16 protein-coding genes, 1 pseudogene and 1 riboswitch are annotated in these 18,952 nt (G+C 66.5%); of the genes and pseudogenes, 8 read left to right on the top strand and 9 right to left on the bottom strand.

Translation table 11 applies throughout. The features are described from left to right. Positions 1-675 precede the first annotated feature (675 nt). Entirely contained in the window at positions 676-1,263 is a 588-nt protein-coding gene (locus JHD77_RS25465) for a YajG family lipoprotein (protein WP_003094953.1), read from the top strand. Positions 1,264-1,320: 57 nt separating this feature from the next. Here the strand turns inward: JHD77_RS25465 and JHD77_RS32910 are convergent, their stop codons facing one another. After that, the gene (locus JHD77_RS32910; RefSeq protein ID WP_003094951.1) at positions 1,321-1,527 is read right to left on the bottom strand and encodes a hypothetical protein; all 207 of its coding nucleotides are present in this window, start codon (positions 1,525-1,527) and stop codon (positions 1,321-1,323) included. Between the two features lie 283 nt (positions 1,528-1,810). Here JHD77_RS32910 and JHD77_RS25455 point away from each other — a divergent pair, with 283 nt between their 5' ends. Further along, positions 1,811-2,089 (top strand): hypothetical protein, encoded by a 279-nt coding sequence (locus tag JHD77_RS25455; RefSeq protein WP_003114705.1) that lies wholly within the window; start codon positions 1,811-1,813, stop codon positions 2,087-2,089. Positions 2,090-2,209: 120 nt separating this feature from the next. On the opposite strand, the gene JHD77_RS25450 is transcribed toward JHD77_RS25455, so the two are convergent. Further along, positions 2,210-3,370 carry a 1-acyl-sn-glycerol-3-phosphate acyltransferase gene (locus tag JHD77_RS25450; protein ID WP_003099351.1) on the bottom strand — a complete coding sequence of 387 codons (1,161 nt, stop codon included), beginning with the start codon at positions 3,368-3,370 and terminating at the stop codon, positions 2,210-2,212. 98 nt (positions 3,371-3,468) lie between these two features. On the opposite strand from JHD77_RS25450, the gene JHD77_RS25445 reads away from it, so the two are divergent. Together JHD77_RS25445 and JHD77_RS25440 are read left to right on the top strand one after the other, a co-directional pair. Further along, the gene (locus JHD77_RS25445) at positions 3,469-3,651 is read left to right on the top strand and encodes a CPXCG motif-containing cysteine-rich protein (RefSeq protein WP_003094945.1); all 183 of its coding nucleotides are present in this window, start codon (positions 3,469-3,471) and stop codon (positions 3,649-3,651) included. Next, positions 3,651-3,914 carry a putative signal transducing protein gene (locus JHD77_RS25440; RefSeq protein ID WP_015648026.1) on the top strand — a complete coding sequence of 88 codons (264 nt, stop codon included), beginning with the start codon at positions 3,651-3,653 and terminating at the stop codon, positions 3,912-3,914. Before JHD77_RS25445 ends, JHD77_RS25440 begins: the two co-directional genes overlap by 1 nt. 12 nt (positions 3,915-3,926) lie before the next feature. Here JHD77_RS25440 and JHD77_RS25435 read toward each other — a convergent pair whose 3' ends face one another. Beyond that, positions 3,927-4,631, bottom strand: a complete 705-nt coding sequence (locus JHD77_RS25435) for an MgtC/SapB family protein (protein WP_003094941.1) — start codon at positions 4,629-4,631, stop codon at positions 3,927-3,929. A gap of 425 nt (positions 4,632-5,056) precedes the next feature. Between JHD77_RS25435 and JHD77_RS25430 the strand changes: the two genes are divergently transcribed. Further along, positions 5,057-5,671, top strand: coding sequence for an SOS response-associated peptidase (locus JHD77_RS25430; RefSeq protein ID WP_031756245.1), 615 nt, complete (start codon positions 5,057-5,059; stop codon positions 5,669-5,671). Positions 5,672-5,673: 2 nt separating this feature from the next. Here the strand turns inward: JHD77_RS25430 and JHD77_RS25425 are convergent, their stop codons facing one another. Beyond that, positions 5,674-7,812, bottom strand: a complete 2,139-nt coding sequence (locus JHD77_RS25425; protein WP_003099358.1) for a methyl-accepting chemotaxis protein — start codon at positions 7,810-7,812, stop codon at positions 5,674-5,676. Positions 7,813-7,974: 162 nt separating this feature from the next. Between JHD77_RS25425 and JHD77_RS25420 the strand changes: the two genes are divergently transcribed. Beyond that, positions 7,975-8,796, top strand: coding sequence for a M48 family metallopeptidase (locus JHD77_RS25420; RefSeq protein WP_003099360.1), 822 nt, complete (start codon positions 7,975-7,977; stop codon positions 8,794-8,796). 143 nt (positions 8,797-8,939) lie between these two features. Next, entirely contained in the window at positions 8,940-9,965 is a 1,026-nt protein-coding gene (locus tag JHD77_RS25415; protein ID WP_003121034.1) for an NAD-dependent epimerase/dehydratase family protein, read from the top strand. A 9-nt stretch (positions 9,966-9,974) separates the two neighbouring features. Here JHD77_RS25415 and JHD77_RS25410 read toward each other — a convergent pair whose 3' ends face one another. The 5 genes from JHD77_RS25410 to JHD77_RS25390 all read right to left on the bottom strand — a co-directional run bounded on the left by JHD77_RS25410 (position 9,975) and on the right by JHD77_RS25390 (position 15,103). After that, entirely contained in the window at positions 9,975-10,418 is a 444-nt protein-coding gene (locus JHD77_RS25410) for a nuclear transport factor 2 family protein (RefSeq protein ID WP_003099368.1), read from the bottom strand. Between the two features lie 116 nt (positions 10,419-10,534). Beyond that, a complete protein-coding gene (locus tag JHD77_RS25405) occupies positions 10,535-11,113 on the bottom strand; it encodes a TMEM165/GDT1 family protein (protein WP_031756247.1) in 579 nt (192 codons plus the stop codon). Positions 11,114-11,202: 89 nt separating this feature from the next. Then, positions 11,203-11,327: riboswitch (yybP-ykoY riboswitch) on the bottom strand. Between the two features lie 138 nt (positions 11,328-11,465). Next, entirely contained in the window at positions 11,466-12,929 is a 1,464-nt protein-coding gene (locus JHD77_RS25400; protein WP_023087815.1) for an amino acid permease, read from the bottom strand. A gap of 94 nt (positions 12,930-13,023) precedes the next feature. Then, on the bottom strand, positions 13,024-14,022 hold the full coding sequence (locus JHD77_RS25395) for a class I SAM-dependent methyltransferase (protein ID WP_003117439.1): 999 nt from the start codon (positions 14,020-14,022) through the stop codon (positions 13,024-13,026). 109 nt (positions 14,023-14,131) lie between these two features. After that, positions 14,132-15,103, bottom strand: a complete 972-nt coding sequence (locus JHD77_RS25390; protein ID WP_003146034.1) for a 2-hydroxyacid dehydrogenase — start codon at positions 15,101-15,103, stop codon at positions 14,132-14,134. A 320-nt stretch (positions 15,104-15,423) separates the two neighbouring features. On the opposite strand from JHD77_RS25390, the pseudogene cdrA reads away from it, so the two are divergent. Then, positions 15,424-18,952, top strand: a pseudogene (cdrA, locus tag JHD77_RS25385) (two-partner secretion system adhesin CdrA); the annotation flags it as partial.

Raw genomic sequence — 18,952 nt, 5'->3', positions numbered from 1 at the left:
GATCTGGCAGCCTGGCTGGCCCATGCGGGCATCCGGTCGTGCAAGCACATTCGCGACGGAACGGGCCGTCAGGCTCTGGTCATGAGGTATCCGCTGCGGTCGCGTCTGCGGGGGGCTGTTTCAAGCGCTAATGGCGCACTTACCGACGCAAAACTCTTCATTGCTCGCCACACTCTCGTGAAGTAGTGAAATACCTTCGATCCACGCTCTTTTGGAGACATGGGCCGGAAGGGCTCGTCTGTCGCGGGCATGCCTTCGCAGAATCGTGCGGGGTCATGCGGCATTCCTTGCCGAAAAACTCGCTACAGGCGTTTCAGGGCGTCTGCCTCATGGGGCAGCGCTCTACTGGCGGCTCTCTGTGGGGGGATGGCGCGGGGGCCGGAACCCGATCAGGAGGCGTCCTTATAATCGGGGGGCGATTATAACGGTGAAAATCAAAAAATACCCCGCTCCTTAGACTTTTTTCCCATTCCCGGTCACGAAGTGCCCGCCGGCGAAAGCCCCCTGGGACAATCCGCCGCGCCGTATCTGCCAAACGCCGGGCATGCGTGCCCTGCGCCACCTGCCACAGGCGAGGAACCGCGCCCCGTGGCGAACGTCCAAGGCAATGCTGCGGTGCCTTCGCGGCGCCGTTATACTGCCGGCCATTCGTGCCCAACCCATGGAGAGATGAGCATGCTGCATCGCCTGTTGCTCAGCCTGATGACCGCAAGCGCCCTGGTTCTCGGCGGCTGCGCCCTGAGCCCGCAACAACTGGACCCGCAACCGGTCCTTAAAGGACCGTTGACCGCCGTCGGCCATGGCCAGCCGGTGGTGGTCAAGGTGGTCGATGGCCGTCCCGGCCCGTCCCTGGGCACTCGCGGCGGCCTCTACGCCGATACCAGCACCCTGACCGTCCGTAGCGAGGACGTGGTGCCCAAGCTCCAGGCCCAGGCCGAGACGGCCGTGCGCCTGCTCGGCTACACGCCTTCGGCCAACGCCTACAACGCGCCGCAACTGACCCTGACCCTGGCCGAGCTGAAGTACCAGTCGCCGAAGGACGGCGTCTACGTCACCCAGGCCGACATCACCGCGACCTTCCGCGCCGACGTGCAGAACAGCAGCCGGCGCTACACCGGTCGCTACGGCGCCTCGCTGAACCAGCGCTTCGGCATGGCGCCGAACCAGGCGACCAACAGCAAGCTGGTCAGCGAGGTGCTCAGCGACGCCCTGACCCGCGTATTCAAGGACCCGACCATCGCCCAGACCCTCGGCCAGCAATGAGCCGGCGGTAACGAGAAAGCCCGGCGGATGCCGGGCTTTTTCATGCGCTCGGGAAACTCAGGCGGCCTGGTGGAACGGGTCCGGCTCGCCGATGCTGATGCGTTCGTCGGTCTCAGGCAGGTCGAGGTGTTCATGGCCGCAGGCGGTGCAGTACACCAGCCAGCGGTCGTCCTGGACATTGAAGGAAAGATCGACGATCACGGCCTCGATCTCGTCCAGGTGGTCGATCAGATAGTTATGTTCGTGGGGTGCGGTTTCCAGCATGACGACTCTCCTGTGTTGTCGTTTGCCTGGGTGGGGTTCTGTGACCGGCAAAGCACTTTCAGACTAGTCGGTCACTCTGGCGAGGCCGCGCCTTTTTTAGACGGATTGCTGCTAACCGCTGCGCTTCGTCGCGACAACCCGGGTGCCGCTGGCCGTCGCTCATGCATTCTGGATAGAATTCGACCAGTCCTTCCCTGCCGTCCCCGACGGTCCGTCCTGTCATCAGCTCACCCAAGGCGTTATTCGGTAGCCCCGGCGTGTGGTCCTGTTGCGGAGGTTATCGATGTCCTTGCAAGCCTTGTGGGCGCTGTTCCTCGCCCATCCCGCCCAGGCCGTGAACGGCCTTGCGCTGTTCTTCGGTGTCGCCGGCGCCTGGCTGCTGCTGGCCACCCGCGCACGCGAGCGTCGCGCCCTGGCGCGCTGGGCCGCGGAGGGCGAGGCGGGGGAGGCGGCATTGCCGATGGACGAGGCGACCCTGCGGATCAACCTGTTCTTCTACCGATTCGGCACCGCCTGCCTGGGCCTGGCGCTGCTGGTCAGCTGGGCCAGCACGCGGCTCTGAGAGCCCTGCCTCGGCGAGCCGAACCGCACGCGGATAAGCGTATCGCGGTTATCCGTCCATCGCCTGCGGGTTCGAAGCCGTTGCCCGATGGAGAAGCCCGGCGGCGCCGGGCTTTCGTCTTCAGGATTGCTGCTTGATCCGGTATTGGTTGAGCACCGGGTTGGCGTATTGCAGCACCAGCCAGGGGCGCTGCTCGGCCGGGCATTGCTCCAGGCGGCGGTTCCATTCCTTGCGCGCCTTCTCCAGCTCCTCGCTGCCGAACAGGCTCTCGGCCGTGGGGACGGCGAGGCCCGGGTCGCGGTTCTCGCTCATCTCGTAGGCCAGGTAGTGCACCGGGAACAGACGGTAGTTGCCGAGGATCTGCCGGTCCAGTTCGGCGGCCAGCTGCTTGGCGTCGCTGAACTCGCCCTCCAGCTCGGCGCCGAAGTTGATGTGCACGCGGCCCTTGTAGCCGGTGATGCCCAGGGCGATGCTGGCATCGTCCTCGCCCGGCGCCTTGCGGTACTCGCCGGTGCTGGCGCGGGTGTGCAACTCGCGGGCCTTGGCCAGGTCGCAGGGGTCGTATTCGTAGCTGATCGACACCGGGATGAAATGCAGGGCGCGCACCATTTCGGCGAAGGGTTCGTCCTTACGGCTCATGTGGAACATCTTGAGTATCGCCGAGTCGGTACGGTCGTCGCCGTCCTTGGCCCGCCCTTCGGCCTGGGCGATCCACACCGACTGGCGGTCCTCGCGGATCGAGTGGTTGATGTAGGCGGAGAGCGTCTGGTAGGCGGCGAGCTTCTCGCGCCGGCCGCTCAGCGAACGGTGCACGATGAAGCTCTTGTTCAGGCGCATCAGGTCGCTGACGAAGGATTTCTGCAGCAGGTTGTCGCCGATGGCGATGCGCGGGGTCGGCAGGCCGGCGTGGTACACGGCGTAGTTGACGAAGGCCGGGTCCATCACGATATCGCGGTGGTTGGCGATGAACAGGTAGGCGCAGCCTGGCTTGAGGCGATTGACCCCGGAGTAGGTGACGCCATCGGTGGCCTTCTCGATGGTGTGGTCGACGTAGGGCTCGAACTTGTCCTGCAGCGTGGCGACGCTGCGGATGCCGGTGACCTCGCGGGCCAGGCGATGGGCTATAAGAGGTTTGAGCAGCCAACCGAGGGGACCGGCCAGGCGCGGGAAGCGGTAGCGGACCAGGGCGCCGAGGAAGGCGTCGTCGCTCAGGAGGCGTTGCAATACCGCGGGGACTTCGGCGTCACTGTAGGGTCGGATGGCTTCGAACTCGCCCATCATGCTTTCTGGTTCCATATGGATGCTGCGAAGGCCGCCCAAGGGGGTGGCCGAAAATTGAACCGCGCGATTATAAACGGAACTCATAGGGGGGTGCAGCGATGCTCGAAAGCCAGGCCTATAGCTGCCCTTACTGCGGGGAACCGGCCGAGGCGCTGCTCGACCTGAGCGCCGGCGACCAGCAGTACTACGAGGACTGCCCGGTGTGCTGCCGGCCGATCCTGTTCGACCTGCGCACCGATGGGCAGGACTGGTCACTGAACGTCCGCCGGGAGGATGACTGATGCAGCGCGTATATGAGCCGGCCGACCTGCTGGAGGCCGAGATGCTGGTGGGAATGCTCGCCAGCGAAGGGATCGCCGCCCATGTCAGCGGCCGCCACCTGGTCGGCGCCATCGGCGAACTGCCGCCTGGCGGACTGCTGGCGTTGTTGGTGGTGGACGAGCAGACGGAGCGGGCGCGAGAACTGATCCTCGCCTACAACGCCGCCGCCCCGTTGGCCGAGGAGCCGCCGGAGCCCTGCGGCCCCGGCAGCCTGTTGTGTTGAGGCGGCCGCCGCTCAGTCGGCCGCCAGTTCGAAGACCTGCCAGCGCACCGAGCTGACGCCCTTCTCCAGGCTGACCCGGCTGACCAGGCGTTCCAGCTGCGCCGGAGCTTCGGGGGTGCCGAGCAGTTCGGCGCGGACTTCCAGCTTGGCCGGGTTGTCCAGATCCTCGCTGTGCAGCGATTGCAGGCGCAGGTCGCTGCTGCCGAGGCTGTGCAGCATCAGGCTGCGAACCTGGATCTCGTCCTCGGCGCGGCAGACGATCTGCACTTCGTAGCGTTGCTCGGCCTCGCTGGCCGGCAACACGTCCTGGCGGTTCAGGCGTTGGGCGATGTCGCGCAACAGGATGTTGGCGCAGAGCACCACCAGGCTGCCGAGCGTGGCCTCCAGCAGCAGGCCCATGCTGCACAGGACGCCGATGGCGGCGGTGCACCAGAGGGTGGCTGCGGTGTTCAGGCCGCGCACGTTGAGGCCGTCGCGCATGATCACGCCGCCGCCGAGGAAGCCGATCCCGGAGACTACATAGGCGGCGATCCGTGAAGCGTCGCCGGCCAGGCCGGGCACGCCCTGGGTCATCAGCACGAACAGGCAGGCGCCAGTGCTGACCAGCGCGTTGGTGCGCAGGCCGGTGAGGCGTTGGCGCAGCTGGCGTTCGGCGCCGATCAGGGCGCCCAGGACCAGCGCGACCGCGACGCGCAGGAGAAATACTTTCCAATCCATGTTTCACCTCGTTGCCGGCCGACGGCCGGAGCTGGCGCGGGCCGACGGTCCGCGCGGATAAGGGACGATGGATTGCGCAGGACCGCGGCTTCCCGCTGCGCGGTTGGCGCGAGGGAAGGGACACGAAGGGAAAATGGGGATGCGTCATCCCGGACGGGATGCGGATCGCCACTGTCCGCCATGTTCGGCGAGGCAGTGGCAGAGGGTTCTGCTGGACTAGCTCGCCGGATGGACCTGTCGCAATCGACTAGGGCTGTTGTCCAATGCAGGACTCCTGTGTGGGTTACAGAATGCGGGCGGCACCTTAAGCCTGGAGGATAGGCGCGTCAAGTTAAGATTGGGTTTCATTCAGCTTGCGTTCGGCAAGGCCAGTGTGGCGCTTCGGGTTACACTGTGCGGCTTTCCCTCACCAGGCAGTGCCAAGCATGAGTGGTCGTTACGCCCTGTTCCGCTGGAATCCGTCGCTGGCGGCCCTGCCGGGCTTTCCGGCGGATTGGCGGGCGCAGTGGAACATTTCTCCGGCGAACCAGGTGCTGATGGTTCGCGAGGACGCCGGTGCGCGCCGCGCCGACCTGGCGCGCTGGGGGCTGACCCCGGCCTGGCTCACCGACCTGTCGCGTACGCCCAGCCACGCACGGGCGGAAACCCTCGCCGAGCAACCGATGTTCCGCGAGGCGTTCCAGCAGCGCCGCTGCCTGCTGCCGGCCAACGGCTTCTATGAATGGCGCGGGGTGCGCAAGCGTCCGTACTGGGTCTCCACCGGCGAGCGCCTGTTGTTCTTCGCCGGCATCTGGGAGGCCTATCCGGTGCATGGACAAACCTGGCTCAGCGTGGCCCAGGTATCCCAGGCGGCCGCCGAGTTCCGCCGGCCGCTGCTGCTCGACGAGGCCGAGCAGGATACCTGGCTGGCTCCGGACACGCCGCTGCCGGCGCTGATAAGCCTGCTCGCCAAGCCCCAGCCGAACCTGCGCAGCGTGGCCCTGGCCGGCTTCGTCAACAAGCCTGAAGCCGACGGGCCGGAGTGCCTGACCCCGGCCTGACGCTAGACCCTGAACTGATTCACCAGGCGCCGCTGCTGCTCGGCCAGGCGGGTCAGCTCGGCGCTGGCCTGCGAGGCCTCGTCGGCGCCGCCGGCCACCTGGTTGGCGACCTGGCCGATGTTGGCGACGTTGCGGTTGATGTCCTCGGCCACCGCGCTCTGCTCCTCGGCGGCGCTGGCGATCTGGGTGTTCATGTCGTTGATCACCGATACCGCCTGGGTGATCGATTCCAGCGCCTCGGCCGCCTGGCGCGCATGGCGCACGCTGTCGTCGGTGCGCTCCTGGCTGTCCTGCATGACCTTCACCACGTCGCGGGTGCCCTGCTGCAACTGCTGGATCATGCTCTGGATTTCTTCGGTGGCCTGCTGGGTCTTCTGCGCCAGGTTGCGTACCTCGTCGGCCACCACCGCGAAACCGCGACCCTGCTCGCCGGCGCGGGCGGCCTCGATGGCGGCGTTGAGGGCGAGCAGGTTGGTCTGCTCGGCGATACCGCGGATCGCCACCAGGATCGCGTTGATGTTTTCGCTGTCCTTGGCCAGGTTCTGCACCACTCCGACCGCGCGGCCAATCTCGCTGGCCAGGGCCTGGATCGCCGCCGAGCTGCTTTCGACGATCTGCTTGCCCTGGTGCGCGGCCTGGTCCGCGTGGTTGGCTGCCTCGGCGGCGTGGGTGGCGTTGCGCGCCACGTCCTGGGCGGTGGCGGTCATCTCGTGGACCGCGGTGGCCACCAGTTCGATCTCCGCCAGTTGCTGCTGCACGCCCTGGTTGGTGCGGATGGCGATGTCGGCGGTGTGCTCCGAGGAGTCGCTGACCTTCTGCACCGATTGCACCACCTGGCCGATCATGTTCTGCAGTTTGCCAAGGAAGGTATTGAAGCCCTTGGCGATGGAGCCCAGCTCGTCGGCGCGCTCGCTGCTCAGGCGGCGGGTGAGGTCGCCTTCGCCCTGGGCGATGTCGTCGAGCATGCCGACCAATTGGCGCAGCGGCCGGGCGATGCCGTAGCCGACCAGCCAGACCACCAGCAGGCCGAGGGCCGCTACCACCAGGCCGGCCAGGCTCATGCCGAGGATATCCTGCTGGCGCTGGTCGCTCAGCTCGCCCTGGAGTTGCTGCAGTTCGCCGAATACCGCCGCCTGGGGAATCTGCAGCATGAGGGTCCAGCGCACGCCGCTGTCGGCGATGGTGAAAGGCAGGAACAGCTCGATGTGGCCGTGCTCGGCGTCGATGTCGTAGAGCGGCTGGTCGACCGTGAGGTTTTTCAGGTTGTCCACTTCGTTGCCGTCGAGGACGCTGCCGGCGGGCTCGCCGAGCTTGCTGTCGTCGCGGGTGTAGGCCACCAGGCGGCCGTTGCTGGCGATCAGCGCCATTTCCCCGGCGCCATCGTAGAGCTGCTGGTCGGCGCGCTTGAGCAGGTCCTGGATGAAGGCCAGCGAGAGGTCGGCACCGACTGCGCCGCGGAACTGGTCACCGACCATGATCGGCACGTTGAAGGACGACATCATCACGGTCTTGCCGCCCATTTCGTAAGGGGCCGGGTCGATGATGCAGGGACGCTTGTTCTCTTTCGGACAGGCATAGAACTCGTTCTCGCGCACCCCGGTGGGCAGCAGCTTTTCGCTATCGATGCTGTCGGCCATGGCCTCCACGATCGGCTTGCCGTCGGCGCCGCGATACCACCAGGGCAGGTAGCGGCCGTCCGGGCCGTAGCCCTTGCCGGGTTGCCCGGCGAAGGCGGCATCGGTATCGAAGGCATTGGGTTCCCAGGCCATGAAGGTGTCGAGCAGCTTGGGGTTGTTCTGCACGGTGCTGCGCAGCAGCGCGGAGATTTCGTCGCGGCTGGCGTTCAGCTGTGGCATGCCGTCGGCGCCCGGCTCGCCGAGCAGGCGGGTGCTGTTGGCCAGGCCGTGGACCACCGTCAGCGGATACTCCAGCTCGCGCTGGATCTGGCTGACCTGGGCGCGGGCCAGGGCCACCAGGCGCTCGTTGATGACCTTCTCCAACAGGCCCTGGGTGCGTTGCTGCACCAGCTCCTGCGTTCGCGCGCCGGCGAACAGGGCGTACAGCACCAGCACCACGACGACGCTTAGAACGCTGGCGCCGGCGAGGGCGGCGACAGAAAACTGGATCGACTTGAGCTTCATGATGGGACTTCTGACCCTTGTTGGAATTGTCTCTGAGGAGCTTATCGGCAGGAGGACGGCAAATCCTTAATCGGCCGTCGGAGATTTCCTCGCCAACGGCTGTTGCCGGCGTTCGAGGCGCGGCCTACCATGCGCTCGGCCTTCAGAGGAGAACAAAGGACCATGGCTCATCCCTTCCGATTCGCCACCCTCGCCGGCGCGCTGCTGCTCGCCGGTTGCCAGGCAGTGAACACCACCAGTGGCGGCGCCGTCGGCGTCGACCGCAAGCAATACATGTTCAGCATGTTGTCCAGCCAGGAAGTCGACCAGATGTACGCCCAGTCGTACCAGAAGACTCTCGGCGAGGCGAAAAGCGCCGGCGTGCTCGATACCAGCAGCGCCGACGCGCGGCGAGTCAAGGCGATCGCCCAGCGGCTGATCCCGCAGACCGCCGCCTTCCGCCCGGACGCCACCGGCTGGAACTGGGAAGTCAATGTGGTGAAGAGCGACGAGCTCAACGCCAACTGCGGTCCCGGCGGCAAGATCATTTTCTACACCGGGCTGATCGACAAGCTGAAGCTCACCGACGACGAGATAGCCGCGGTGATGGGCCACGAGATCGCCCACGCCCTGCGCGAGCATGGGCGCGAGGCCATGTCCAAGGCCTACGGCGTGCAGGTGGCCAGCCAGATCGGCGCCCTGGCCGGCCTCGGCCAGGAAAGCCTGCAACTGGCCAATACCGGCGTCGACTACCTGATGACCCTGCCCAACAGTCGTGCCAACGAGAACGAAGCCGACCTGATCGGTCTCGAGCTGGCCGCCCGCGCCGGCTACAACCCGGAAGCGGCGATCACCCTCTGGCAGAAGATGGGCAGGGCCAGCGGCGGCGCCAGCCAGCCCGAGTTCACCAGCACCCACCCCTCCGACAGTTCGCGGATGGCCAATCTCCAGGCCGCGATTCCCAAGGTGATGCCGCTGTACCAGCAGGCCAGGCGCGGCAAGTGAGGCCAGGGCGCGCGGTCGCGGGGGGCGGCCGGCGCGCCGACAGGCTTACCATCGGAAACGCCTGTTGTGTATTTCCGTAACCTGCTGTTTGGTATCTCGCCGGTGTTCGGCCTAGACTGCTGGCCGACCCGCTTGCGGGACCCGTGGACGAACAGCCACTCTCACGCCCTGGAGCTCATGTGAAATACGCCGTACTCGGAGCCACCGGCCTGCTGGGACATCACGCCGCGCGCGCCATCAGGGCCGCCGGTCACGATCTGGTGCTGATCCACCGTCCTTCTTCGCAGATCCAGCGTCTCGCCTATCTGGAGCCCGAGTGCCGGGTCGCCGAGATGCTCGACCACGCCGGCCTGGAACGCGCCCTGCGCGGCCTCGACGGGGTGATCTTCAGCGCCGGCTACTATCCTTCGCGGCCGCGCCGCTGGCAGGAGGAAGTGGCCAGCGCGCTGGGCCAGACCAACCCGTTCTATGCCGCCTGCCTGCAGGCCAGGGTGCCGCGCATCCTCTATGTCGGTTCGGCATATGCCATGCCCCGCCATCCCCAGGGACTACCGGGCCACGAAGGGTTGTTCTACGACAGCCTGCCGAGCGGCAAGAGTTCCTACGTGCTGTGCAAATGGGCGCTCGACGAGCAGGCCCGGGAGCAGGCGCGCAACGGCCTGCCGGTGGTGATCGGGATTCCCGGCATGGTACTCGGCGAACTGGACATCGGCCCGACTACCGGGCGCGTGATCACCGCCATCGGCAATGGCGAGATGACCCACTACGTCGCCGGCCAGCGTAACGTCATCGATGCCGCCGAAGCCGGGCGCGGACTGCTGATGGCCCTTGAGCGCGGGCGTATCGGCGAGCGCTACCTGCTGACCGGGCACAACCTGGAAATGGCCGACCTGACCCGGCGCATCGCCGAGCTGCTCGGCCAGCCTGCGCCGCAGCCGATGTCGATGGCCATGGCTCGCGCGCTGGCCACCCTGGGCCGCTTGCGCTACCGGGTCAGCGGCCAGTTGCCGCTGCTCGACGAAACCGCCATCGAGGTGATGGCTGGCGGGCAGTTCCTCGATGGACGCAAGGCCCGCGAGGAACTCGGCTTCTTCTCCACCACCGCCCTCGACGACACCCTGCTGCGCGCCATCGACTGGTTCCGCGACAACGGCTATTTCAATGCCTAGGACGGTTGGCTAGGGCAGCGCTTTTTCCGCGAAGGGTCGGGTCTGCAGTCCCAGCTGGGCGCGAAAGCTCTCCATGTCGAACATGGTGCACAGCTCCTGCAACTGGCCCTGCGGGTTGAACACCCAGAAGCCCATCGCGGAAATGCTCAGCACCTTGTCGCTGGCCGGATAGCCCAGGGTCGGCCGGACGATGGTGCCGATCAGCGTGCTCCAGGTGAACACCTTGCGTTCCTCGCCGATGCAGTCTTCGACCACGACCTCCAGGTCCGGCATCGCCGTGCGGATGTCCTGCAGCAGGCGGATATAGCCGGCGGTATCCAGGGGACGGCCGATGAACGAGCTTTTGTAGAGGAAATCCTTGCTGTGCAACTGCTCCACCAACGCCATGCGGCCCTTGTTCCAGGACAGCTCGATGTGATGGCGGGCGAGTCGTTTCAGGTCGTGTGAGGGCATCTCCGGCTCTCGAGGGCGAGTGGTGGGGCAGGCATCCGGTGCCTGCCTGAACTGTAGCCGTTCCCATGCATTTTGCATTGGCCGCCCAGCCATCCCGGGCCCGGCGGCGCAGTCCTTCAGAGCCAGCCGGTCAATTGCACGGCGTGCCAGGCGGCGTACAGGCCAAGTGCGGCGAAGGCGGCCGCGGCCAGGCGGCGGATCAGGGTCAGCGGCAGCTTGTCGGCGGCCAGGTTGCCGATCAGTACCACCGGTACGTTGGCGATCAGCATGCCCAGGGTGGTGCCGATCACCACCAGCCAGAAATGCGGATACTGGGCGGCCAGCATGACCGTGGCGACCTGGGTCTTGTCGCCCATCTCGGCGAGGAAGAACGCGATCAGGGTGGTGAGGAAGGGGCCGTATTTCTTCAGTCCGGACTCTTCGTCGTCGAGCTTGTCCGGTACCAGCGTCCACAGGGCGACGGCGATGAAGGAGGCGGCGAGGATCCAACTGAGGGTGGCTTCCGAGAAGAAGCTGGCGACCCAGGCGCCCACCGCGCCGGCAGCGAAATGGTTGGCCAGGGTGGCGGCGACGATGCCGGCGATGATCGGCCACGGCTTGCGGAAACGCGCCGCGAGCAGGAGTGCCAGCAACTGGGTCTTGTCGCCGATTTCCGCGAGGGCAACGATGAGGGTAGGGACGAACAGCGATTCCATCAGGCTTCCTAAGGGGCGGGTCGACCAATCACCATGACACGCGCCATCTGCCCGCCCCGGGTCAGATCGTGCGTGTCATAGGTCTTGTCAAACCCTTGGCCTGTCTGGGCAGGCTTGGGTCGCGCGCGCCATGGTCTGCGGACCAAGTGTGTTGACGCGTGCCGGGCGAGGCCGGTGCGGCGCTCGCGGGAGACTACTCCCCTAGGACGGGGCGCATTCTGCCCAAGCCGGGCGGCTTGGGCAAGCCCGGGACGGAAACTTTCGTCCGGGAGGGCGGCGAGGGAGCCTGATCGCAAGGAAACGTGCCGGCATCCGCAGCGATCCGCGAGGAATCGCTGGGCGGCAGGGTGAGTCAGGTATTGGTCGGGCTGACGTCCATTTCTTGGTAGCGAACGAAGCGTGCGCGCTTCTTCCAGCGGTATCCCAGCCAGATCGCCAGGAACAGCGGCAGGCTGATATAGGTGGCGAGGAGGCCGATCCAGTCGATGCGTTCGCCCACCAGCGCCTGGTAGTTCTGCCCGAGGGTGATGACCATGCACAGGGCGAAGGCGAACAGCGGCCCGAAGGGGAACAGCTTGGCCCGGTAGGGCAGGTCTTCCAGGCGGCCGCCCTGGGCCAGGTAACCCTTGCGGAAGCGATAGTGGGAGATGGCGATGCCCAGCCAGGCGATGAAGCCGCACATGCCCGAGGTGTTCAGCAGCCATGTGTAGACGGTGCTGTCGCCGAAGGCCGAAGTGAGGAAGCACAGGGCGCCGACCAGGGTAGTGGCGTACAGCGCGTTGCGTGGCACGCCGCTGCGCGAGACGCGGGAGAACAGGCGCGGTGCCTTGCCCTCGAGGGCGAGGTTGTAGAGCATCCGGGTCGAGGCGTACATGCCGGAGTTGCCGGCGGAGAGGATCGCCGAGAGGATCACTGCGTTCATCACCCCGGCCGCCGCGGCGAAGCCGGCGCGCTCGAAGAGCAGGGTGAAGGGCGACACGCTGATGTCGCTGGCATCGTTCTTTAGCAGGTTCGGGTCGGTGTAGGGAATCAGCATGCCGATCACGAAGATCGCCAGGATGTAGAACATCAGGATGCGCCAGAACACCTGGCGAATGGCGATCGGGATGTTCTTCCGCGGATTTTCCGATTCACCGGCGGCGATGCCGATCAGTTCGGTGCCCTGGAACGAGAAGCCGGCGATCATCGCCACCCCGACCATCGCCTGGAAGCCGCCGACGAAGGGCGCGTCGCCCATGGTGAAGTTGCTGAAGCCGGGCGACTCCACGCCATGCATGATGCCGAAGATGGTCGCCAGGCCGACGCCGATGAAGATCACCACCGTGACTACCTTGATCAGGGCGAACCAGAATTCGCTCTCGCCGAAGCCGCGCGCGGAAATCACGTTGAGGCCGAACATGATGCCCAGGAAGATCGCGCTCCAGTAGATGCCCGGCACCTCGGGGAACCAGAAACTCATCACCAGTTGCGCTGCCACCAGCTCCGCGGCGATGGTCACCGCCCAGTTGTACCAGTAGTTCCAGCCGAGGGCGAAACCGAAGCCATCTTCGACGAACCGGCTGCCATAGGTGCAGAACGAGCCGGAAACGGGCATGTAGGCGGCCATCTCGCCGAGACTGGTCATGAGGAAGTACACCATCAGCCCGATCAGTGCGTAGGAAAGCAGCGCACCGCCGGGCCCGGCGGTGGCCACTGTGGCCCCGGAGGCGACGAACAGCCCGGTGCCGATGGAGCCGCCGATGGCGATCATGTTCAGGTGGCGCGGCTTGAGCACCCGCCGCAATTGCTGGCCCTGGCTGGCGTTCAGGTCAGTCATCGGCGGCCTCCCGGCGGGTGGCCACGGAAGGGTCTGGCTGCGGGCGTGCGGGCAGGGAGAGGAAAAGCTTCATTCACAGGGTTCCAGGCAGAAATCAGGAGCGACGGGCGGAGTAGATGCGGAAACCGTCGCCTTCGGCGAGTGTCCGGCAGGGGCCGAGGTGGCGTTCGATCAATGGCGGGTACTTCAGGAAGCTGTTGGCGACCAGGCGCAGTTCGCCGCCCGGCGCCAGGTGCTCGGCGGCGCGTTGCAGCAGGCGCTCGGAGGCCTGGTAGTCGGTGTGCACGCCCTGGTGGAAGGGCGGGTTGCTGACGATCGCGGCGAGTTCGCGCGGCGCGCCGTCGATGCCGTCGGCGGCGATCACTTCGCCGTCCAGGCCGTTGGCGGCGAGGGTCAGTCGGCTGCTCTCGACAGCGAAGGCGTCGACGTCGAGCAGGCTCAGGCGACTGGCGGGGTAGCGACGCTTGAGGACCGCCCCGAGTACCCCGGCACCGCAGCCGAAGTCCAGCAGATGGCCGCCGGGCAGGGCTTGCAGTTGCCCCAGCAGCAGCGCGCTGCCGCGATCCAGGCGGCCATGGCTGAACACCCCCGGCAGGCTCACCACCTGCAGCTCGCCATCGGCCAGCGGCAGGCTGTAGCGCTGGGCCAGGGCGTGCAGGTCGGGCTCGGCCGGCGCCTGTTCGATACGCACCTGCCAGAGCTGGCAATGCCGCGCGCTATCCAGTTTGCGGGGCTTGCCGTAGGCGGCCAACTGCTTGCTCGCGCGCTCGATCCCGCCGCGCTTTTCGCCGACCAGGAAGAGTTCGCCGCCGGGCAGGCGGGCGGCCAGGCTGGCCAGCAGGTAGTCGGTCAGTTCGCGGGACTTGGGCAGGAACAGAACGGCCGAAGTCCAGGCGCCGGTCGGCGCGCGCGTGTCGAAACGGCTACGGTCGGGGAAGCGGGCGTCCAACTGCGCCTGCTCGCCGGCGTGCCAGCTCCAGCCCTGGGCCTGCGGTAGCTCGGCGAGCAGGTCGTCGGCGGGCAGGCCGGCCAGCAGCAGCGGGGTCGCGAAGAGGTGGCGCTGGCGCAGCAGCACTTCACTGCGAGGGTCCATGCGGGCTCCGGAAAAAATGGGAAATCTTAACAGGCTTGGGCCTGGCATACCCGCATGGATTGTCGGCGAGGATCGCCGTTCATCCGTGCGCGGTGCCCGCAGCGCCGTCTCAGCCGGCGTTGACTACCCGCAGGGCGCGCCCGGCCTTCCATGCCTCTGCGTTTTCCGCCAGTTGGCCGACGATGCGCTGCCGCGCCTCGCGACTGCCCCAGGCGTTATGGGGGGTGACGATCAGGCGCGGGATGTCGGGGGCCAGCAGCGGATTGCCGTTTCTCGGCGGTTCGACGCTGAGCACGTCGGTAGCGGCGCCGCCCAGGTGGCCGCCGCGCAGGGCGTCGGCCAGCGCCTGTTCGTCGACCAGGCCGCCACGGGCAGTATTGACCAGGAAGGCGCCAGGCTTCATCAGCGCCAGTTCGGCGGCGCCGAGCATCCCGCGGGTGTCCTCGGTCAGCGGGCAGTGCAGGGTCAGGGCGTCGACCCGTGGCAGGAGTTCGCCAAGCGGCAGGCGGTCCGCCCGGGCAGGCCGTCCTGGCAACTGACCGAGCAGCACGCGCATGCCGAACGCCTCCGCCAGCCGCGCCACCGCCCCGCCCAGTTCGCCATGGCCGAGCAGGCCGAGGGTCTTGCCTTCCAGTTCGACGATGGGGAAGTCCAGCAGGCAGAACTGGCTGGATTGCTGCCAGCGACCGCCGCGTACCGCCTGCTGGTAGTCCGGCAGGCGCGTAGCCAAGGCCAGCAGCAGCGCGAGGGTGTGCTGGGCTACCGAGGGCGTGCCGTAGCCATGGCAGTTGGCGACGACGATACCGCGCTCGCGAGCGGCAGCGAGATCGATGTTGTTGGTGCCGGTAGCGCTGACCAGGATCAATTCCAGCTCTGGGCAGGCGGCGATGCATTGCGCGTCGATCGGCGCCTTGTTGCTGATCGCGACCCGCGCACCGTGCAGCCGCGCGGCGACTTCCTGCGGCTGGCTGGCGGCATGCAGTTGCAGCTCGTCGAAGGCGGCGTGCAGGGGGCGCATGTCCAGATCGCCGAGGTCGAGGGAGGCATGGTCGAGGAAAACGGCGCGCAGGGCATGGCTCATGGACGGTTCCTTGGCGGCAGCGGATGGGGGCTGCCTAGCCTAGCAAACCCGCGTGCCAGGGAGGTCTTCCGGTTTTCTTGACAGTGATTATCCAGAAAGTATTGTCGGTTTTTTGACGGTATTACATATTTAACCTCTGTAGTGTCATTTTTGAGTCACTCCGACGAACGGTCGCCCTTTCAAGTGGACAATTTTTGATCTGAAAGGCATTTTTTTGGCACACAAGGCGCAATGTGAATTGCTTCTCAGATTTTCGTCATTTAACTGACGAAATGCAGTGCTGGAAAACTGACGTGCGCCACGCAGATAGGGAGATTTTCATGGTCCGTCCGGATAGCCAGCGCGGCAAGCGCACCTCTTCGAAAGCTGGTAGGGAAGGGCGTTTCGTCCTTGCCGCCAGCAGCACCCTCATGTTCGCCATCGCCAGCATCAACGCGGCCATGGCGGCACCTACCGGTGCCCAGTTCAACCCCAACGAGATCAAGATCAGCCAGCAGGGCAAGACCACGCTGATCGACCAGAGCACCCAGCGCGCGATCATCAACTGGAAGGGCTTCGACGTCTCCGCCGACGAGGCGGTGCGCTTCAACCAGCCCGGCGTGACCTCGTCGACCCTGAACCGGGTCACCGCAGGCCAGGAAAGTGTGATCGCCGGGCGCATCTCCGCGCCCGGCCAGGTGATCATCTACAACTCCAACGGCGTGGTATTCAGCGGCTCGGCCAAGGTCGACGTGGGCTCCCTGATCACCACCACGGCGAACATCAGCGACGAACACTTCCGCCAGGGCAAGCTGATCTTCGACCAGCCCGGAAACCCCGACGCGCGGATCGTCAACGACGGCAGCATCAGCGTCGCGGAGAAAGGCCTGGCGGCCTTCGTCGCGCCGTCCGTGGCCAACAACGGCGTGATCAACGCCCGTCTCGGCACCGTGGCGATGGCCGCCGGCAACGCCGCGACCATCGACCTCTACGGCGATGGCCTGGTGTCGATCGCCGTGACCGACCCGGTTACCCGCAAGCCGCAGGATGCCCAGGCGCTGGTCAGCAACGGCGGCGCGATCCAGGCCGACGGCGGTAGCGTGCTGATCACCGCCGAGCAGGCTTCCCGGGTGGTCGACAACGCGGTCAACCTGTCCGGCGTGATCCTCGCCCGCGGTACCGAGGTGCGCGAGGGCAGCGTGGCGCTGGTAAGCAAGTCCGGGGACATCCAGGTCGCCGGCAAGATCGACGTCAGCGGTCCGAAGAGCGGCGGCGACGTGCTGGTCAGCGGGCAGCAGGTGGCCCTGGCGAGCACCGCCAGCATCGACGCCCGCGGCGCCGCACAGGGCGGCAGCGTGCGCATCGGCGGCGACTTCCAGGGCCGCGGCGAGCTGCCACGAGCGAAGAACGCTACGCTGGCCAAGGGCGCCAGCATCGACGTCTCGGCTACCGGCAAGGGCAATGGCGGCCTGGCGGTGGTCTGGTCCGACGGCAATACCCGCATGGACGGGCGGATCCTCGCGCGCGGCGGCGCCCAGGGCGGCAACGGCGGCCTGGTGGAGACCTCCGGCAAGGTCAACCTGAGCATCGCCGACAGCGCCTACGTCAGCGTCGCCGCACCCTACGGCAACGGTGGCACCTGGCTGCTCGACCCGACCACCCTGCGCATCGTCGCATCCGGCGGCACCTCAGGTTCGGTGGGGGGCGCCAACGGCGCCAGCGGCGACGCGACGGTGAATGCCTCGGTGGTTACCGGGGCGCTGGCAGGCGGCAAGGTGACCCTCAGCGCCAGCGACCGGCTGTCGGTGGAAGCGCCGCTGATCACCAGCAACCTGGGCGGCGCCAGTCGCGGCCTGGAGCTGATCGCCACCGGACCTGCCGGTGCGGTGGATATCTCTGCGCCGATCCTGTTCCGCAACGGCAGCCTGGCAATCCGCGCCGGCGGCAACATCAGCTTCCTCAGCGGCGGCACGCCGCAGACCAGCGGCATCGTCGACCTGGGCAGCGGCACCCTGTGGATGCAGACCAGCACCGCCGGCAAGATCAGCCAGCAGGCCGGTACCGCATTGATCGCCGCCAACCTCGCCGGCCGCGCCGGTAGCATCGACCTGGCTTCCTGGGACAACTACGCCGGCAACCTGGCGCTGCAGACCTTCAACGGTACGCTCAAGTACCGGCAGAGCAACGCCACCGGTGTGACCACGAGCGGCACGGTGTTCGATCCGTTCATCAACCAGAGCATGACCGGCACCGCGCAGAACATCGTCTCCAGCGTCGGTACGCGGATTCTCGAGGCCAACAGCGTCGGCACCACCGGCAACTACACGCTGACCGCCGACGGCAACAGCGAGTTCGACCGCCTGGTGTTCACCGCGCTGCCCTATCGGCGGGTCAGCGGTTCCGCCAGCTTCCCGACCAACGACTCGTCGGACTATCTGGTGACCAACCTGCGCTACCAGGTCAACGGCAGCAACGTCACCGCCACCCCGAACGGCGGTGCGCCCAGCGGGTTCACCGTCGCCGCCGGCAACGGCAGCGTCACCACCTGGACCGGAAACTGGGGCACCAGTTGGGGCGTCAAGGGCTTCGGCGGCGTGATCGGCGTGACCGACGAGCTGCAGTACGACGTCGGCACCGGCCTGACCGAGGAACTGATCTTCGGCCTCGGCGGCAAGACCAGCCGCGTCGATACCCGCCTGGACCTGTTCATGCGCGAGGGAGCGTTCAACAGCTTCGCCGAGCGCGCCCAGGTGGAGATGTTCAAGACCACCACCACTGCCGGCGACATCCTTTCCCGCCAGCAGACCGCCACCCTGACCGCCAATGACGCTACCCGCGTCTACGGTGATGTGAATCCGACTCTGACGGCCACGATGTCCGGCATCAACGCCATCGACGCCTACGTCAACAGCCAGTTCAACGACCTCTACCAGGCGACCGCCAGCACCACGGCGACCCAGGCGTCGAATGTCGGGCAGTACGCGATCACCGGTAACGCCAATGGCAGCGAGTATTTCAGCCAGCGTTACCAACTGGTGCGCCAGGACGGCAAGCTGACCGTCACGCCGGCGCAATTGATCGTCAGCGCCGACGCCAAGACCAAGGTCTATGGCGACGCCGATCCGACCCTCACCTACCAGGTCAGTGGCCTGAAGAACAGCGATACCGCCGCTGGCGTGCTGAGCGGCAACCTCGGCCGGGTGGCCGGGGAGAACGTCGGCAACTACGGGATACTCCAGGGCGGGCTGGGCCTCAACACGGCCAATTACACCCTCAGCTACGTCGGCAACGACCTGCGCATCACCCCGGCACAACTGAACGTGATCGCCGATGCCAAGACCAAGGTCTACGGCGACCTGGATCCGGCGCTGACCTACCAGGTCTCCGGTCTCAAGCGCGGCGATACCGCCGGTGCCGTGCTCAACGGCGGCAGCCTGAGCCGCGTGGCTGGCGAGAACGTCGGCGTGTACGGCATCAACCAGGGTGGACTGGGCCTGGTCAGCAGTAATTACACCCTGAACTACCAGGGCAATAACCTGACCATCACCAAGGCACTGCTCAATGTGATCGCCGATGCCAAGACCAAGGTCTATGGCGATGCCGATCCGGCACTGACCTACCAGGTGTCCGGGCTGAAGAACGGCGACACCGCCGGTGCCGTGCTCAACGGCGGCAGCCTGAGCCGCGTGGCTGGCGAGAATGTCGGCGTGTACGGCATCAACCAGGGCGACCTGGCATTGAACAGCGGCAACTACGATCTGAGCTACCAGGGCAACAACCTGACCATCACCAAGGCGCTGCTGAATGTGATCGCCGACGCCAAGACCAAGGTCTATGGCGATGCCGACCCGAGCCTGACCTACCAGGTCA

The sequence above is a fragment of the Pseudomonas sp. P20 genome (assembly GCF_016463925.1).
GTDB classification, from domain to species: domain Bacteria; phylum Pseudomonadota; class Gammaproteobacteria; order Pseudomonadales; family Pseudomonadaceae; genus Pseudomonas; species Pseudomonas aeruginosa.
The sequence above is the reverse complement of the archived record's forward strand: the minus strand, read 5'-3'. Positions and strand labels throughout refer to the sequence as shown.

Bases quoted from the DNA above. Each gene is read 5' to 3' on its own strand.
- JHD77_RS25465 (WP_003094953.1), top strand. From the start codon at position 676: ATGCTGCATCGCCTGTTGCTCAGCCTGATGACCGCAAGCGCCCTGGTT.
- JHD77_RS32910 (WP_003094951.1), bottom strand. From the start codon at position 1,527: ATGCTGGAAACCGCACCCCACGAACATAACTATCTGATCGACCACCTG.
- JHD77_RS25455 (WP_003114705.1), top strand. From the start codon at position 1,811: ATGTCCTTGCAAGCCTTGTGGGCGCTGTTCCTCGCCCATCCCGCCCAG.
- JHD77_RS25450 (WP_003099351.1), bottom strand. From the start codon at position 3,370: ATGATGGGCGAGTTCGAAGCCATCCGACCCTACAGTGACGCCGAAGTC.
- JHD77_RS25445 (WP_003094945.1), top strand. From the start codon at position 3,469: ATGCTCGAAAGCCAGGCCTATAGCTGCCCTTACTGCGGGGAACCGGCC.
- JHD77_RS25440 (WP_015648026.1), top strand. From the start codon at position 3,651: ATGCAGCGCGTATATGAGCCGGCCGACCTGCTGGAGGCCGAGATGCTG.
- JHD77_RS25435 (WP_003094941.1), bottom strand. From the start codon at position 4,631: ATGGATTGGAAAGTATTTCTCCTGCGCGTCGCGGTCGCGCTGGTCCTG.
- JHD77_RS25430 (WP_031756245.1), top strand. From the start codon at position 5,057: ATGAGTGGTCGTTACGCCCTGTTCCGCTGGAATCCGTCGCTGGCGGCC.
- JHD77_RS25425 (WP_003099358.1), bottom strand. From the start codon at position 7,812: ATGAAGCTCAAGTCGATCCAGTTTTCTGTCGCCGCCCTCGCCGGCGCC.
- JHD77_RS25420 (WP_003099360.1), top strand. From the start codon at position 7,975: ATGGCTCATCCCTTCCGATTCGCCACCCTCGCCGGCGCGCTGCTGCTC.
- JHD77_RS25410 (WP_003099368.1), bottom strand. From the start codon at position 10,418: ATGCCCTCACACGACCTGAAACGACTCGCCCGCCATCACATCGAGCTG.
- JHD77_RS25405 (WP_031756247.1), bottom strand. From the start codon at position 11,113: ATGGAATCGCTGTTCGTCCCTACCCTCATCGTTGCCCTCGCGGAAATC.
- JHD77_RS25400 (WP_023087815.1), bottom strand. From the start codon at position 12,929: ATGACTGACCTGAACGCCAGCCAGGGCCAGCAATTGCGGCGGGTGCTC.
- JHD77_RS25395 (WP_003117439.1), bottom strand. From the start codon at position 14,022: ATGGACCCTCGCAGTGAAGTGCTGCTGCGCCAGCGCCACCTCTTCGCG.
- JHD77_RS25390 (WP_003146034.1), bottom strand. From the start codon at position 15,103: ATGAGCCATGCCCTGCGCGCCGTTTTCCTCGACCATGCCTCCCTCGAC.